At 65.9% G+C, this 14,284-nt stretch carries 13 protein-coding genes and 1 pseudogene; 8 read left to right on the forward strand and 6 right to left on the reverse strand.

What is annotated here, in order from left to right; all coding sequences use genetic code 11:
• The first annotated feature begins 98 nt into the window (after positions 1-98).
• Positions 99-305, forward strand: a complete 207-nt coding sequence (locus tag NO366_RS04000) for a hypothetical protein (RefSeq protein ID WP_256533029.1) — start codon at positions 99-101, stop codon at positions 303-305.
• A gap of 83 nt (positions 306-388) precedes the next feature.
• Entirely contained in the window at positions 389-679 is a 291-nt protein-coding gene (locus NO366_RS04005; protein ID WP_256533030.1) for an amphi-Trp domain-containing protein, read from the forward strand.
• A 21-nt stretch (positions 680-700) separates the two neighbouring features.
• On the opposite strand, the pseudogene NO366_RS18610 reads toward NO366_RS04005, so the two are convergent.
• From NO366_RS18610 to NO366_RS04025, 4 genes and pseudogenes are all read right to left on the reverse strand, one after another.
• Positions 701-1,774: pseudogene (locus tag NO366_RS18610) on the reverse strand (hypothetical protein); the annotation flags it as partial.
• Positions 1,775-2,005: 231 nt separating this feature from the next.
• The gene (locus NO366_RS04015) at positions 2,006-2,455 is read right to left on the reverse strand and encodes a hypothetical protein (RefSeq protein WP_256533032.1); all 450 of its coding nucleotides are present in this window, start codon (positions 2,453-2,455) and stop codon (positions 2,006-2,008) included.
• Positions 2,456-2,457: 2 nt separating this feature from the next.
• Positions 2,458-2,985 (reverse strand): DUF7342 family protein, encoded by a 528-nt coding sequence (locus tag NO366_RS04020; RefSeq protein ID WP_256533033.1) that lies wholly within the window; start codon positions 2,983-2,985, stop codon positions 2,458-2,460.
• A 500-nt stretch (positions 2,986-3,485) separates the two neighbouring features.
• Entirely contained in the window at positions 3,486-5,348 is a 1,863-nt protein-coding gene (locus tag NO366_RS04025; protein ID WP_256533034.1) for a hypothetical protein, read from the reverse strand.
• A gap of 504 nt (positions 5,349-5,852) precedes the next feature.
• On the opposite strand from NO366_RS04025, the gene NO366_RS04030 reads away from it, so the two are divergent.
• On the forward strand, positions 5,853-7,130 hold the full coding sequence (locus NO366_RS04030) for an outer membrane protein assembly factor BamB family protein (RefSeq protein ID WP_256533035.1): 1,278 nt from the start codon (positions 5,853-5,855) through the stop codon (positions 7,128-7,130).
• Between the two features lie 58 nt (positions 7,131-7,188).
• Here NO366_RS04030 and NO366_RS04035 read toward each other — a convergent pair whose 3' ends face one another.
• Entirely contained in the window at positions 7,189-7,857 is a 669-nt protein-coding gene (locus NO366_RS04035; protein WP_256533036.1) for an O-methyltransferase, read from the reverse strand.
• A gap of 194 nt (positions 7,858-8,051) precedes the next feature.
• Here NO366_RS04035 and NO366_RS04040 point away from each other — a divergent pair, with 194 nt between their 5' ends.
• From NO366_RS04040 to NO366_RS04060, 5 genes are all read left to right on the forward strand, one after another.
• The gene (locus tag NO366_RS04040; protein ID WP_256533037.1) at positions 8,052-9,401 is read left to right on the forward strand and encodes an MmgE/PrpD family protein; all 1,350 of its coding nucleotides are present in this window, start codon (positions 8,052-8,054) and stop codon (positions 9,399-9,401) included.
• A 272-nt stretch (positions 9,402-9,673) separates the two neighbouring features.
• On the forward strand, positions 9,674-10,537 hold the full coding sequence (locus tag NO366_RS04045; protein WP_256533038.1) for a phosphosulfolactate synthase: 864 nt from the start codon (positions 9,674-9,676) through the stop codon (positions 10,535-10,537).
• A 216-nt stretch (positions 10,538-10,753) separates the two neighbouring features.
• Complete coding sequence (locus tag NO366_RS04050; protein WP_256533039.1) at positions 10,754-11,431, forward strand: nucleotidyltransferase domain-containing protein; 678 nt, start codon at positions 10,754-10,756, stop codon at positions 11,429-11,431.
• Positions 11,421-11,918: a DUF8154 family protein gene (locus tag NO366_RS04055; protein WP_256533040.1), complete on the forward strand. Its 498-nt coding sequence runs from the start codon at positions 11,421-11,423 to the stop codon at positions 11,916-11,918. Before NO366_RS04050 ends, NO366_RS04055 begins: the two co-directional genes overlap by 11 nt.
• Before the next feature lie 19 nt (positions 11,919-11,937).
• Entirely contained in the window at positions 11,938-12,183 is a 246-nt protein-coding gene (locus NO366_RS04060) for a hypothetical protein (RefSeq protein ID WP_256533041.1), read from the forward strand.
• A 133-nt stretch (positions 12,184-12,316) separates the two neighbouring features.
• On the opposite strand, the gene NO366_RS04065 is transcribed toward NO366_RS04060, so the two are convergent.
• Entirely contained in the window at positions 12,317-13,963 is a 1,647-nt protein-coding gene (locus tag NO366_RS04065) for an acetolactate synthase large subunit (protein ID WP_256533042.1), read from the reverse strand.
• Positions 13,964-14,284: the final 321 nt, after the last annotated feature.

Genomic DNA, 14,284 nt, shown 5'->3' on the forward strand with positions numbered 1-14,284 from the left:
ACCCACGCGAGACCGACGGCGGTCGAGACCGCGGACCGTCGGGTACAACCGACGAATCGGAAGCGACGCCACACCGACGAACCCACGGGTGGTCCGCCGTGACGATCGACCTCGTGCTCGTCCTCGGTGGAATCGCAGTCGCGCTCGTCGCGATTCCGCTCGTCGTCGGATCCACGCTCGCCCTCGGAACCGTTCCGCCGACCGACAGCGTCGCATTCTACGGCCTCGTGGGCGCCGTGATGACGCCGGGACCGCTGATGGGTGCGGTGGGATGCTGGCTCGCCGCCCGGAGCGATCCCGCGTGAGCGGACGCTGGGGCCGCGGACCCGACCGGTCGACACCCAGGACCACCGGTCCCTTCATACGTCGCGCGGACCTATTCCCGGGTATGCCCGAAGAAGTGCTCTTCGAATCCGAGGCCGGCCGGTCCCGGGAAGATGTCGCGGCGACCCTCCGATCCGTCGCCGACAAACTGGACGCCGGCGAGGCGATCACGCTGACAGCGGGAAGCGAGTCCGTCACCATGGACCCGCCCGCACAGCCCACGTTCGAGGTGAAAGCCGAACGCGAGGGGCCAGCAGACGGCCCTGGCGAACTCAGCGTCGAGTTCGAACTCGAGTGGCCCGAAGACGCAGACGGTGACGGCGGTACCGGCGACGGCGACCTGCAAATCGAGTGAGCGGGTGCCCCCGGAGCCGTACGACAGGTGGCGCCAGAATGTCGTCGGATCTACATCGTTCAATTCGGCGTTCGTCTCCATCGCGCGAAGCTCCGCGATGCAGCGCTCGGCGACCAGCGGATAGACATCGGTCGGTCGAAACGCAACGTCGAGTTCCATCAGTTCCGGCCAGTGTTCGGCCCAGATGTCCTCGACGACGCGCGGGTAGAGGTCCTCGTTCAGGTGACACCCGAACGCACGTCCCTCCTCGACGAGGAGCGTTCGGACCTGTTTCCGAATGCGTGCCGGCGTACAGTACGTCGCGACCACGTATTCGGCGCCCGTCTCCGCGTCGGCGGGATCCTGTCCGAATCGCTTTCGGTTCAATTCCTCGAACTCGTCGCGGACAATCTTCGCGCGACAACACTGCTCGTCGCTGCGGACGACCACGCCCTCCATTCTCACGTCCGCCGCCAGCGACGACTGCGGAACGTCGTACTCGTCCGGGTCGAATCCGTCGGTGGGTCGGTCGACGATCGTCGCCGGAACGAACGAGACGGCTGTCGGTGCGTCCTCGATACGGATCGCATCGAAACGCTCCCACGCCGTCTCGAGGTCGAGAAATCCGTCGAACGTCTCCTCGTACGGATTGCCGGGCGGCGTCATCGTCTCGACGGCGGAATACGGGACCACGTCGAACCCGATCAGCGCCGGAAACTTCCGATCGGAGAACCCGTAATCGAGCGAGGAGTAGACGAGATTCTCCGCGTAGACGATCAACGGACTGTCGAACACCTCGTGGTACGATCGCAGCGCCGACTCGTCGATACCGTCCCGGAGGCACCTGACCGCCCGCCTGAGGGCGCCGTCGATCTCGTCCATCGCCGTTCGATGACACCCGCGAATCGATCGACGGGTGCCGAAGACGAGACCGCCGTCTCCGGTCGCGGCGTCACGAACCGCCTCCGGATAGCTGTCCGCGTAGCGGTCGTCGTACAGGGTGAATCGAAACGAACTCCCGTCGTACTTCTCGAGCAGCGTCAGGTCGTCGGTCCCGTAGAACGACGCCGGCACGACCGGGTGATCGTAGCGAGGTAGTTTCGGGTACACCCTCATCGAACCACGGCGAACTCCGTGTTTCTCCCGACCGAGAGTAACTGTTGGTGGTCAGACTTGTCTGCAGCAGGCATCGAAGCGCACCCGGTCACGAGTGGCGGTGCGCCCGTGTGTTGACTATCGATCCAGATACCGTCGCGAGGCGATCGAAACGACGGACGAAAGACGGCACGAACTGGGAAGCGTGAGCCTCGTGGAACAGAACGAAAGACTGGAAGACCGAAACCACGATCAATCGACCCGCTCGCGAAGTCGGCCCGGGAGTTCGTGCAATCGCGTCTCCACGACGGCCAGCGGGTGTGCGTCGAGAAACGAGGCCGGTTCCCGTTCCGTCGTTCCGTCCGGGCGATCGTACTGGAAGTGACACGCTCCGAGTTCCTCGTGGGTGGAATCCTGGTGCCAGCCACAGGAGCGATCCCTGACGGGCTCGACCCACTGAATCCAGTAGTGGTTTCGATCGTGACGGAGGGAAACTTCGATCTCGAGACGGGCGCCCGTCGTCGGATATCTAGGACCGACGTACGTGGTCACGGTGACGTCGGCCGTGACGCGTCGTGGGCGAGTTCGCGAGGGGACGTAGCGGACGTCGGTGAACGCGTCTTGCGTACCCAATCGATCGTGAATCCGTCGATACAGCCGTCGATGGGCGTCGGGACCTGTCCCGTACGTTGCGGGCGGCATCGTCAGTCGGCGTGTCCGTGGGCGTCGCCGACTGTCGCGGCGGCCTGCGTAGAGAGGTCGTCGTACAGGCGGAGTGCGTGTTGGATCCGCTCGCGGTACCCGTCGTTCTCCTCCCAGTCGCGGACGACCTGGCGTCGCTCACGCACCTCCTCGGGAGGGAGAGCCGACGCGATCGTTGCCTCCAGCTCGTCGCGTGAGTCGACGTCGTACGTCTCTTTCCACGCTGCGATCTCCTCGGCGATGGCTTCCAGTTCGTCGCGGAGTTCGGCTTTCGAGTGCTCGACGACGAGCGCCTGAACGTGATCGAGGTACGCGCGCATACCGTCGACGGCGTAGCGCGTCTCGCCGTCGACCGTGACGGTCGTGAGCTGGCCCGACTCGACCAGTCGGTCGAGTTCGGATTTCGTCGTCTCCCACGATCCGGCCTCGGCTTGCTCCTTTATCCAGTTCACCGAGCGTGGTTGGGAGATCGTCAGTGCGATACTGTCGATCCGATCGCGGGCGGTCATCGAGTCGGTCCAGTCGTCCATACGTGTCATTCGTCTCTTCCTCTCTTATAAATTGGGACTGTACCCCCATAATCGAGACGGTTCCGGTCTCGTACGAGGGACCGACGTCGTCGCTCCGACCCCTACTCCCCGGAGAAACGGAGAGCCACTGCGTTCACGGATCGTTCCTCCCCGTTCTCGTTCCGGGACTCTCACTCACATCGCTCAGACCCCGCTCTCGCTCACGGCTGCGCCGTTCGCTATTTCGCGGTTCTCGCTCACTGCGTTCGCTCCGAACCGCGCTCACTCCGAACCGCGCTCACTCCGAACCGCGCACGCTCCGAACCGCGCTGCTTGCGGTTTCACCGCTCGCGATTCCGAGATTCTCGCTCACTCCGTTCACGGGTCGTTGCACTCCCCGTTCACACTCGAGGCCTCGCAGATGCTCGGCCTCGCTCTCGCTCCGAATCTCGCTGCTCGCGTGTCGCTTCGCTCCCGCTCGTAACCGAGATTCTCGCTCACTGCGTTCGCTCCGAATCTCGCTACGCCTCCTCGGCGTGAAACGCCACCAGCCGGTGGGTCTGCCAGCCGGAGTCGGCGGCCGAGTTGCCGTTGTGAAGCCGGCGCTGGGTGCGTAACTCGAGCATGTACGTACACGGTTCGTCAACCGCACTCGAGACGTCGAGCGAGCCGTTGTGGTGCGCGCCGTCCATCGCCACGAGGTCGGCCCCGCTCTCCTCGCTGCGGGCGAACGAGAGTTCGGAGGTCCCGGCCGGGTCGTCGATCTCCGTCCAGGCGCTCGCGTCGGTCTCGTCCTCGTCGTTGGCGATCAGTCGGAGCTGGGCACTGCCCGGATGCGGGTGGTAGATGGTGTAGGCGGCCGTGACGCCGTCGGTCGTGATCGGGTCGCAGGAGTCGCCCGCGAGTTCCGCGATCTCGAGGGCGCCGAAGGTCCCACTGTTGTCGACGACGGCGCGGTTGAGCGTCTGACCGCTTGCGGGGACGGGCGTGATCGAGCCGTCGGACTCGACGACCCGCGCCTCGAACCGGAAGGCGAACTGTTCGACGGCGACTTTCTCGTCGGCCGGGAACGGGTCGCCAGGCTCGACCGACGCGTCGGCGGGGTTCGACTGGGTGGTGAGCGCAGTCGTATCGACGCGCATGAGCGAGTCGTCGTCGTAGAACTCGTAGGCGGCGGGGTCGACGTCGTCCGGCGCGGAGTTCGACAGCGCGCTGTCGACGCTCAGCCAGCCGTCCTCGTCGACGTCGGCCTGGCGCGCGTAGACGGGGAAGAAGTCGAAGGGGCCGTACCGGACGGCCACGCCGATCTTCGTCCGCCGGAAGACGTCGGCGTTGTCGAGATCACCGACCGCGTCGGCGAACGCGTCTTCGTCCATCGCGGGATCGTCGTTCCGCGCGGTCGACTCGGCGAAGCGGAAGCGGTACTGGACGTCGTCGTAGGCCGGGTCGGTCACCGACGGCGTGTTGCCGCGCATCGAGAGGGTCCCGAAGAGCGCCCACTTCTTCGCGCCGGCGTACCCCTCGACGTCGAAGTCGTTGAGCGAGTCCGCGTCGGGAACGTCGAACGCGCTCCCGACGCTGAACCAGGCCATCTGAGCCGCGTCCGGCGGGAGGTCGACGCAGAGATCGACGTGGGCGCACCGCCCGGCGTCCTCCCGTCCGGGCTCGCGACCTGCCGATGGACCCTCTTCGAGGAGCGGGTCGCCGCCGGCGGTCTCGACGGAGAAGTAGAGGTCGGGGCCGTGGCGCAGTTCGACCGGCAGGAACGGCGGCGGCACTTCTTCGAAGTCGGACTCGGTGTAGTAGATGGTGTAGCCGCCGTCGTCACCCGTGACGACCGATCCCAGTTCGTCGTGCTGGACGATGTCGGCGTCGTAGGCGCGAACCGTCGCGCCGTCGACCGGGACGTCCTGCTCGCCGGCGCAATCGAGGACGCGTCCACAGACCATCCAGCACTCCAGTTCCGCGAGAACGCCACACCACTGCTTCTCGGTGAGACAGTACTCCCACTGCGCGATGGGACCGTTCTCTCCTTTCTCCCACTCGGGATCCAGCGTCGTGATCGCGAGTTCGACGGGCGAGACGTCGTCGCGACCGGCCGGGTCGTCGACGAGGACGGCGACGATGAACGCCTCGCCGTCGTAGGATTCGTCGTCGATCCGTACCGCGAATTCGCCCGACTCGTCGATCTCGTCGTCGCCGATCACGGCGGCGCCTGCGGCGGCCGGGGAGACGAGGTCCGCCGTCACCTTGGGTCGGGCGGCGATTCGCTCGGGAGGTATCTCGTCCGTCGGTCGATACAAAACGATCGTCGATCCCGCCAGCGGGCGGGTGACGTCGGAACACGGGCGTGTACAGAGTTGTCCGGTGAACGTGTGCGTCATGGGTCTCCGCCAGCCATGCGATGTGGTGGCCGGCACCGTCCGATAGTCGTCGGCTATACTTACAACTATGTATTAATAGATGGAAAATTATGTGTTCGTATCCATTCATATATCTTTCGAGAGAGGAGTATCCGTTGGCCAGCGATCGATGGCACGGTCCGAACGGGATCAGAAACCGGTCTCGACGATGTGCGCTGCAGCATCGAAACGCGTCCGAACACCGAGGAGCGACTGAAACGAGACTCGCGAAACGGCGATCGTAGAACAAGTTGTGCGGCAGGGTAGACAGTCGACGCCCAGGCCTGCCGTAGTGACCGTCGTGAATTCGACGAAGGGGGGCGGATGAGAGACCGAGGGGACGGAACGAGATGCGCTAAGGGACAGGACGAGGGAGAGCAGTGCGTGCAGGCGAGAGAGTCGGCCGGGAACCGCCGCGAGAATCGTCTGTACGCCGACATATGTCGGGCAAAAGACAGATTGTCGTCGACGGAGTGGTGCCGGTAGATGGGACGGAGGGCAACCCGGAGACACGTGCTTCTGGCCGGCGCCAGCGCCGGTCTCTCGGGGATCGTGGCCGGCTGTCTATCGGAGACGGACCGGTTCGACGAACGGGAACGTATCGACGATCGGTCATACCAGACGCGACCCGACGGGGTCGCCCAGTTTCGACGCTCGCTCGAGAACTGGGGGTACGAACCGAACGAGACGGTGCCGGACAGCGTCGAGCAGGAGTGGCGCCTGCCCGAGCACAACACGCACACGCACAACGCGGCGAAGGCGAGCGCGGTCCCGCTCGGCGAGGACGGAGTGGCGTTCCCCGGCGACACGGGGGACGTCTCCGCGATCTCGTCGGACGGCGAGATTCTGTGGCGAGGTGAGACCGGAGCGGGTGGGCCCGGGATCCACGGGACGCCGGTCGTGGCCGACGGTCGGGTGTACATCGGCGCGTACGACGGCGTCTGCTACGCGTTCGACGCGGAGACCGGCGAGGAACGGTGGTCGACGGACCTCGGCGACGCGATCGGGTCGAGTCCGAAGTACGACGGCGACCGCCTCTTCGTCGCCGTCGAGTACGACGATCCCGAGGGCAACCTGTTCGCGCTCGACCCCGAGACGGGCGACGTGGTGTGGGAGGAACCGGCCCACCGGCCGACGGGGCACCCACATTGCACGCCGGCCATCGACCCCGACGCCGGGCGGCTCGTGCTCGGCTCGAACGACGGGACGCTCTACGGCTGGGAGTATCCCTCGCTCGAGTTCGCGTGGTCGTTCGACACCAACCCGGAGAACGACTCGAACGGCGAGATCAAGGGCCCGATCGCGGCCTACGATGGGGGCGCGTTCTTCGGCTCCTGGGACGACCACATCTACCGCGTCGACCTCGAGGACGGGACCCTCGACTGGGCGTTCAGGACCGGCCGGTACGCCATGGCGGGACCCGGGATCGATCCGGTCCGTCACGCCGTGTTCGTCGGGTGCCACGACGGCCGGATGTACGCCCTCGACCCCGATACCGGCGACCCGTTCTGGCGGTTCAGCACGGACGCTCCGCTGACCGGATCCGTCGCCGTCTGCGCCGACCGCATCGTCTTCGGGTCGAAAGATCGGACCCTCTACGCCCTCGACTCCTGGACCGGGGACGAGGTCTGGCACGTCGACCACGACGGTTTCGTGACGAGCGCGCCGCTCGTCCACAACGGCGCGATCTACTACGCCGAACGAGCACCGGATCCCGAAAACGGCGACGCAGACGGCGGCGCGTACAAACTCGTGTCGGCGTGAACGGCCGGTCCGCGAGAAGATCCCTCCAGACGGCACCTCGCCGCCGCCCTGCCCGCGGTCAGGCCCCGTCTCTGACCGTCACGGCGAGACCGCTCCCCACCGGAACGATGGCGGTGTGAAAGCCGTCGGCCTCGCGAACCGTTTCCAGGTAGGAGACGATCCCCCTGACGTTCTCGTCGTCCGGCAGGTCACCCGTCCCCTCGACGTAGTCCAGACTGTCGTGGTAGTCGTGGCCCCCGTAGAGTACGTTGTCCGCGATGACGACCCCGCCGGGCGCGATGTCGTCGCGGATCAGGTCGAACGCGTCGGCGTAGCGCGACTTCTGGTGATCGATCAGGACGACGTCGAACGGCCCCGCGTAATCGTGGGCGATCGCCATCGCGTCGCCGTGTTCGAACGTCGCCCGATCGGCGAGTCCGGCGTGGGAGAGGAACTCCTCACCCTTCGCGAGTTCGGCTTCGTCGATCTCCGTGAGGACGATCCGGCCGTCGTCGGCCATCCCCTGGAGGAACCAGTACGCCGAGTAGCCAAAGCCCGACCCGAACTCGAAGACCTGCTCGGCCTGCGTGGCAGCGGCGTAGGACCGAAGCAGGGCGCCAGCGTCCGGACCGATGATCGGAAAGTCGTGCTCGTCGGCGAAGGCGGCCATCTCCGCGTGGAGGTCGTCGTGTTCGGGACCGACCGCGCGGACGTATCGCTCGGCCGTCTCGTCGATGTAGCTGGGCATGCGCGAGGGGACGGCGGAGAGCGGTATAAGCGGTGGGGCTTCGGAACGCGGAGGGGCGCCGAAACGCCAAAATCTCGTCGAAAGACGATCACCGTCCCGTCGATGGCGACCTCGCACACGGCGGCCCCGCCAGCGCGGTGATCGCCGCCCCGTCCACGCAAAGGCGTTTCACGTCGGTCGTGGGAGTCGGGACCATGACGTCGACGCTCGAACTCGCCCGATTCGTCCAGGAGACCGACTACGACGACCTCTCGGGCGACGTCCGCGACGCGCTGAAGCGACGCGTGCTCGACTCGGTCGGGATCGCGATCGCCGCCGAGGTCGCGGAGCCGACGAAGATCGTCCACCGGACGGTGACGGAGCTCGAAGACGGCGGGCCGTGTACCCTCTGGGGTCGCGACGGCGGGGCCTCGCCCGTCCAGGCGGCGATGCACAACACCGCCCTCGTCCGGTACCTCGACTACATGGACTCGTTTCTCGCACCCGGCGAAACGCCGCACCCGAGCGACACCATCGCAGCCGTCGTCGCCGCCGCGGAGTTCGCCGAGTGCACGGGCGAGCAGCTGCTCGCCGGCATCGCCATCGCGTACGAGATCCAGGCGGAGCTCGCGTGGAACGCGCCAGTCCGGGACGAGGGGTTCGACCACGTCACCCACACGGTGATCGCCGCCGCGGCCGGCGTCGCGAAGGTGCTCGGGCTCGACGAACTGGAGACCCAGAACGCCATCGCCATCGCCGGGACGGCCCACAACGCGCTGCGGGTGACCCGCACCGGCGGGATCAACGAGTGGAAGGGGATCGCCTCGGCGAACGCGGCGCGCAACGCGGTGTATTCCGCGATGCTCGCCCGCAACGGGATGGACGGGCCGCGGAACCTCTTCGAGGGACAGAAGGGGTGGCAGGACGTCATCTCGGGTCCCTTCGATGTCGACCTGACGCCCGGCGAGCGCGTCCACGACGTGATGACCAAGCGCTACGTCGCGGAGACCTACGCCCAGTCCGCGGTCGAGGGCGTCGTCGAACTCGCCGAGCGCGAGGGCCTCGATCCGGCCAACGTCTCCGGTATCACGCTCGAGACGTTCCGCGGCGCGAAGCTCATCATCGGCGGCGGCGAGGGCAACCGGTACGAGGTCGAGAATCGAGCCCAGGCGGATCACTCCTTGCCGTACATGCTGGCGGCGGCGCTGCTCGATCGGGACCTCTCGCTCGCCCAGTACGAGCGCGAGCGCATCCTCGCGGCCGACGTCCAGGACCTCCTCCGGGTCGTGGACGTGACGGCGGACCCCGACCTCACTGAGCGCTTCGAGGCGGGCGAGATGCCCGCAGTCGTCGACGTCACGATGGACGACGGCACTACCTACCGCGTAGAGAAGGACGCCTTCAGAGGACACCCGACCGATCCGATCGGCTGGGACGGCCTGGAGGAGAAGGTCGACACAGTCGCCGGGGAGTCCCTGCCAGACGACGAGCGCGACGAGCTCGTCGAGACGATCCGCACGCTCGAGGAACACGACGTCACGGAGCTGACGGCGTTGCTGGCCTGAGTGTTCGGACACAACGGCAGTTTCGGGACTGTCGGAGCCGGTGCTCGGAGCGTATAGAGAGAGACGGGGTAGGTCAGTCAACTGTAACCGCACGTGGAAACCACGCGGGTCGAAAGGTAGTTGCCAGACCGTGCCGCCTACCGGGAACTCGGGGCCGTCGCTACAAAACCCCTCCGGTACGCGGGGCGGCGGACAATCGGGTCGCTATCGCCGCGCACGGGTTTGCACCCGCGTGACAGCTTCATGGGTCCGCTCGTGGTGCGACCGGGCGTATGTCCGACTCGACTGCGAACGCAGACGATATCGACGACCGCGCGTTCGACTTCCTGCACGTCAACGAGCGCGAGGACAAGCCCAGAGAGACGGGGATCACGGAGATCCGCGGTCCGTACTACGACCCGATGGGACCCAGGGAGCTGCGGGACATCTTAGAGACGATGGGTGCGTACGTCGACATTTACAAGTTCTCCGGCGGCTCGTTCGCGCTGATGCCGGAAGACGCCGTCCGCGAGCTGATCGACATCTGTCATGAGTACGACGTGAAGGTCTCGACAGGTGGCTACGTCGAGAACGTCCTCGTCCGAGACAACGACAAGGTCGAGCGGTACTTCGAGGAGGCGGAGCGCCTCGGGTTCGACATCGTCGAGCTGTCGAGCGGCTTCCTCGCTATCGGAACCGACGACATGGTTCGGATGACGGAGCTCGTCGCCGAAGAGTACGAGCTCGACCCGAAGCCGGAGATCAACGTCCAGTTCGGCGCCGGCGGCGCGACCGATCCCGAGATCCTCGAAGAGCAAGGCCAGCAGGATCCCGAGCAGGCCATCGAGGAGGGCCGTCGTCACCTGGATGCGGGCGCCGACCTCCTGATGGTCGAAGCCGAGGGGATCACCGAGGAGGTCGTCGAGTGGCGAACCGACGTCGCCTACCGGATCGCGAACGCACTCGGGATCGAGAACCTCGTCTTCGAGGCGCCCGGCCCCGAGATGTTCGAGTGGTACGTCAAGAACTTCGGCCCCGAGATCAACCTGTTCGTCGACAACTCACAGATCGTCGAACTGGAGTGCATGCGCTCGGGTCTCTGGGGGAAGGCGACCACCTGGGGCCGGACCGTCACCTGGAAGGGCGATCGCGATTGAGGCGCGTCTCGGCGGGAGTTCGGTCACCGGCAGACTGCTGACCAGCGAACGTACATCTACGGGATGGATCGATGATTCGACTACGCCCCTGGAAATAGACGAAAATCGGGTTTGACATCCTCTCACGGCTGCTGCCGTAGGCAGTCTCCTCGTATCGCTGTAACTTCGTGGCGGCGATTCCACAGGCTATTTACGTACTGGAGAGTATACCTATCCATGGAGAGTGAAAGTATCCACAGGGGCGCGTCAGTCGAGTTGCCGGTCCCCGTCCCCTCCACGGACCTCTTCAGTCACACCTGTACCGACGAGATTCTCGCCGTGCTCGTCGACAATCCCTACACGGCGTTCGGAATTCGGGAATTGAGTCGAGCGACGGACCACCCGCACCGAAGTATCTCGTCGGCCATCGACGACCTCGAGGCGGTGGGCTTCGTCGACACCGAGCACGCCGGCCGGAAACGGCTCGTTCGCATAAATCGCAGTCGGCTCAGCAAACCCGACGATCCGATCGTACAGATTCCACAGGACGAGTTTCACGCCCCGGTCCGGGAACTCGTCGCGAGGCTGACCGACGACGTCGACGGGATCGACGGAATCGTCCTCTTTGGCAGTGTTGCCCGTGGGAACGCCGATCGACGGAGCGATATCGACTGTTTCGTACTCGTCGACGACGCGCAAGCGACGGCCCAGCAAACCGTCGACGAACTGACGGCGGAGTTGAACGAGGAATCGTTCGATGGTGACCGCTACAAGTTCCACGTCCTCGTCGAATCCGTCGAAAGTGCACGCCGATACGGGGACCGCTTACGCGAGATCTTCGCCACCGGCCTGACACTCGACGAAACCGAGACGCTCACGCAACTCAAAGCGGAGGCGCTCACGAATGGACGATAGTTACGTCGACGAGGCCCTCACTGACGCCGAAGCGGCCTTTCAACGAACCCACGGGCAAACTGGCGAATCCGATCTGGACGTCTCTGACTCCGCACTCGTCCAACTGCGGAAGGCCTGTCGACTCCTCGAGGCAGCGCGGACACTCCGCGAGCAGAACGGGTATTACACCGTCGTCATCGAGGCTTCATTCGTGGCCATCGAGCGTAGCATTCAGTTCTATCTCCTGCACCGGGGACACGTATCCGGGGAAGACTTGCGCTACGAACACACGGCGGTGTATCGGCAAGGTGCAGAGGTGAACGTGTTCAGCGAGGCGTTCGCCGATCGGTTGACGCAACTCTGGAAGCGGAACAGGGCCGAGGTGTACTACCGTGAGACGGTCGCCAGCGCCGAGCAAGCGGACGCAATGCTGTCGCTCGCCGAAGCCGCCCACAGATACGTGCTGGATTTTGCGTCACTACGGTACGAGTGCGTCTGTTCGAGTTGATACCTCTACGCCCCGAATCGTGACGGAGACGGACGGTGAATACTGCGCCGTCGAAGCGCCCGGTCCCGAGACGTTCGAGTGGGACGTCACGACCGTCGTCGGCGATCCGGTATCGGTCGAAATCGAGTCGGGGGACTCTCTCGAACGACCCTACGAGATCCGCCATTCGGCGCTCGTGGACGGATTGCCAGAGGGTATCGACGAACAGTTCGACGTGGCGGGAGACGTACGAATCGACACTGATACGGACGGTGAGACTACGTGAAACGTGAGATCCAGACTGTACGATGGGAACGATACGAGGGGGAGAAACGGTCGGTCGAGTGACCGGTATTCGATCGTCCAGCAGGGTGTTTCGACGGGATGACCGTCCAGGGCGAGCGGTGACGAACCGTCTCTCACCTGGAGTCCGGCCGCTCAGAATCCGTTGGGTCTCGTCCATCGGGAGTACCCGCCAGTCGTATCTCGATCAATGCCAGGTCGTCCGAGGGCACGGCCGCCGCGAACGCCGCATCCACCGCGTCCCACGTTTCGGGGCGGTACGCGTCGATCCCGAAACTCTCGGCGAACGTCCCGAAGTCGGGGTTCGACAGACCCGTTCCGGTTGACTCACCGCGGTGGTCGACCTGCTTTTCGGAGATCAGGCCGTAATCGTCGTCGGTGAAGACGACGACCGTGAAGCCGCAGTCGAGTCGCGTCGCCGTCTCGAGCTCCGCGGCGTTCATGAGGAAGCCGCCGTCGCCGGTCGCGGCGACGACGTTCGAATCGAGGGCGCGATCGGCGGCGAGCGCGCCGGGAACGGCGATGCCCATGCTCGCCAGGCCGTTCGAGACGATGCAGGTGTTCGGCTCGTAGGTGGGGAACGACTGCGCGATCGCCATCTTGTGACTGCCGACGTCGGAGACGAGGACGTCCGCGTCGGCCATCGCCTCGCGCAGGAGCGGGAGGGCGTTCCTCACGGTGATCGGGTCGTCGGTGTCGGGTGGTGCCGTCGCCTCCGCCAGGATGCGGTCGTGGCGGTCTGCACACCACAGCGAGCAGGCGCCGACCGGCACCTGCTCGCCGACGGCTTCGAGGGCGGCGCCGACGTCGGCGACGATCTCGACGGCCGGCGTGTAGTGACGGTACACTTCGGCCGGTTCGTGATCGACGTGGACGATCGCGGTGTCGAGGTCGGGGTTCCACGCCTGCGGGTCGTGCTCGGCGATGTCGTACCCCACTGCGATCACGCAATCGGCACGTTCGATCGCCCGCTCGGCCTCGCCCTCGGGGCCCGAGTCGAGCGTCATCAGCGAGGCCGGATCGCGGTCCGAGATCGCACCCTTGCCCATGTACGTCGCGACGACGGGGATGTCGAGTCGATCGACGAACGCCCTGAGTCGATCGGACGCACGGGTCCGGACGGCACCGTTGCCCGCGAGGACGATGGGGCGCTCGGCGGCCTCGATCACCGACGCGGCCCGTTCGACCGAGGCGTCGTCGGGGTCCGGCCGGCGAACTTGCTCCGGTTCGAAGATCGGCGTCGCGTCGACCGAATCCGTCTCGACCGCCTCGGCGGCGACGTCCTCCGGCAGTTCGAGGTGGGTCGCACCCGGCTTCTCGTACTCGGCAAGCTTGAACGCCTTGCGGACGGACTCGGGGACGGTTTCCGGCGCCGCGATCTGCGTGTTCCAGGTGACGACTGGCTCGAAGACGTCGACCACGTCCAGCGCCTGGTGGCTCTCCTTGTGCAACCGCTCGCGCCCACCCTGACCGGTGATCGCGACGAGCGGACTCTTGTCGAGTTCCGCGTCGGCGACGCCCGTGATCAGGTTGGTCGCGCCGGGGCCCAGCGTCGCGAGGCAGACGCCGGCTTCGCCGGTCACCCGGCCGTGGACGTCCGCCATGAACGCCGCTCCCTGCTCGTGTCTGGTGGGGACGAACTCGATCGACGACGCCCGGAGCGAGAACAGCAGATCCTCCACTTCCTCGCCGGGAACCCCGTAGACGGTTTCGACGCCCTCCGCCTCGAGGCAAGCGACGAGGAGATCGGATGCGGTGCTCACGCGTACTCACGCCCGCTCGTCGGAACGGCGTCGGTTTCGGCGTCCGGGGTCCGGATACGGACCGTCTCTCGGTCGTCCAGACCAGTGATTTCCGCCATAGTAAGTTCACGTCCATCACCCGCGACCTTCAAGTCGACGGCGGTCTCGCGACGGACGACAGGGTCGAAGGACCTGGCTGTCGCCTCGATCGCGCGGACGACCACCCGCCATCCGCGTGGGACCGTCTCCGCGGACCGCTCGCGCGTTCGAACGATCACGACGGTCCGTAATCGCCCCTCGTCGGCGAGAGTCGCCGGTGGCGGTGGTAGTACAGCTCCAGGA

This window comes from Halovivax cerinus (assembly GCF_024498195.1).
GTDB classification, from domain to species: domain Archaea; phylum Halobacteriota; class Halobacteria; order Halobacteriales; family Natrialbaceae; genus Halovivax; species Halovivax cerinus.

Coding starts and splice junctions, on each gene's coding strand:
- NO366_RS04020 (WP_256533033.1), bottom strand. CDS start 2,985: ATGGACGACTGGACCGACTCGATGACCGCCCGCGATCGGATCGACAGT.
- NO366_RS04025 (WP_256533034.1), bottom strand. CDS start 5,348: ATGACGCACACGTTCACCGGACAACTCTGTACACGCCCGTGTTCCGAC.
- NO366_RS04015 (WP_256533032.1), bottom strand. CDS start 2,455: ATGCCGCCCGCAACGTACGGGACAGGTCCCGACGCCCATCGACGGCTG.
- NO366_RS04005 (WP_256533030.1), top strand. CDS start 389: ATGCCCGAAGAAGTGCTCTTCGAATCCGAGGCCGGCCGGTCCCGGGAA.
- NO366_RS04035 (WP_256533036.1), bottom strand. CDS start 7,857: ATGCCCAGCTACATCGACGAGACGGCCGAGCGATACGTCCGCGCGGTC.
- NO366_RS04050 (WP_256533039.1), top strand. CDS start 10,754: ATGGAGAGTGAAAGTATCCACAGGGGCGCGTCAGTCGAGTTGCCGGTC.
- NO366_RS04040 (WP_256533037.1), top strand. CDS start 8,052: ATGACGTCGACGCTCGAACTCGCCCGATTCGTCCAGGAGACCGACTAC.
- NO366_RS04030 (WP_256533035.1), top strand. CDS start 5,853: ATGGGACGGAGGGCAACCCGGAGACACGTGCTTCTGGCCGGCGCCAGC.
- NO366_RS04055 (WP_256533040.1), top strand. CDS start 11,421: ATGGACGATAGTTACGTCGACGAGGCCCTCACTGACGCCGAAGCGGCC.
- NO366_RS04045 (WP_256533038.1), top strand. CDS start 9,674: ATGTCCGACTCGACTGCGAACGCAGACGATATCGACGACCGCGCGTTC.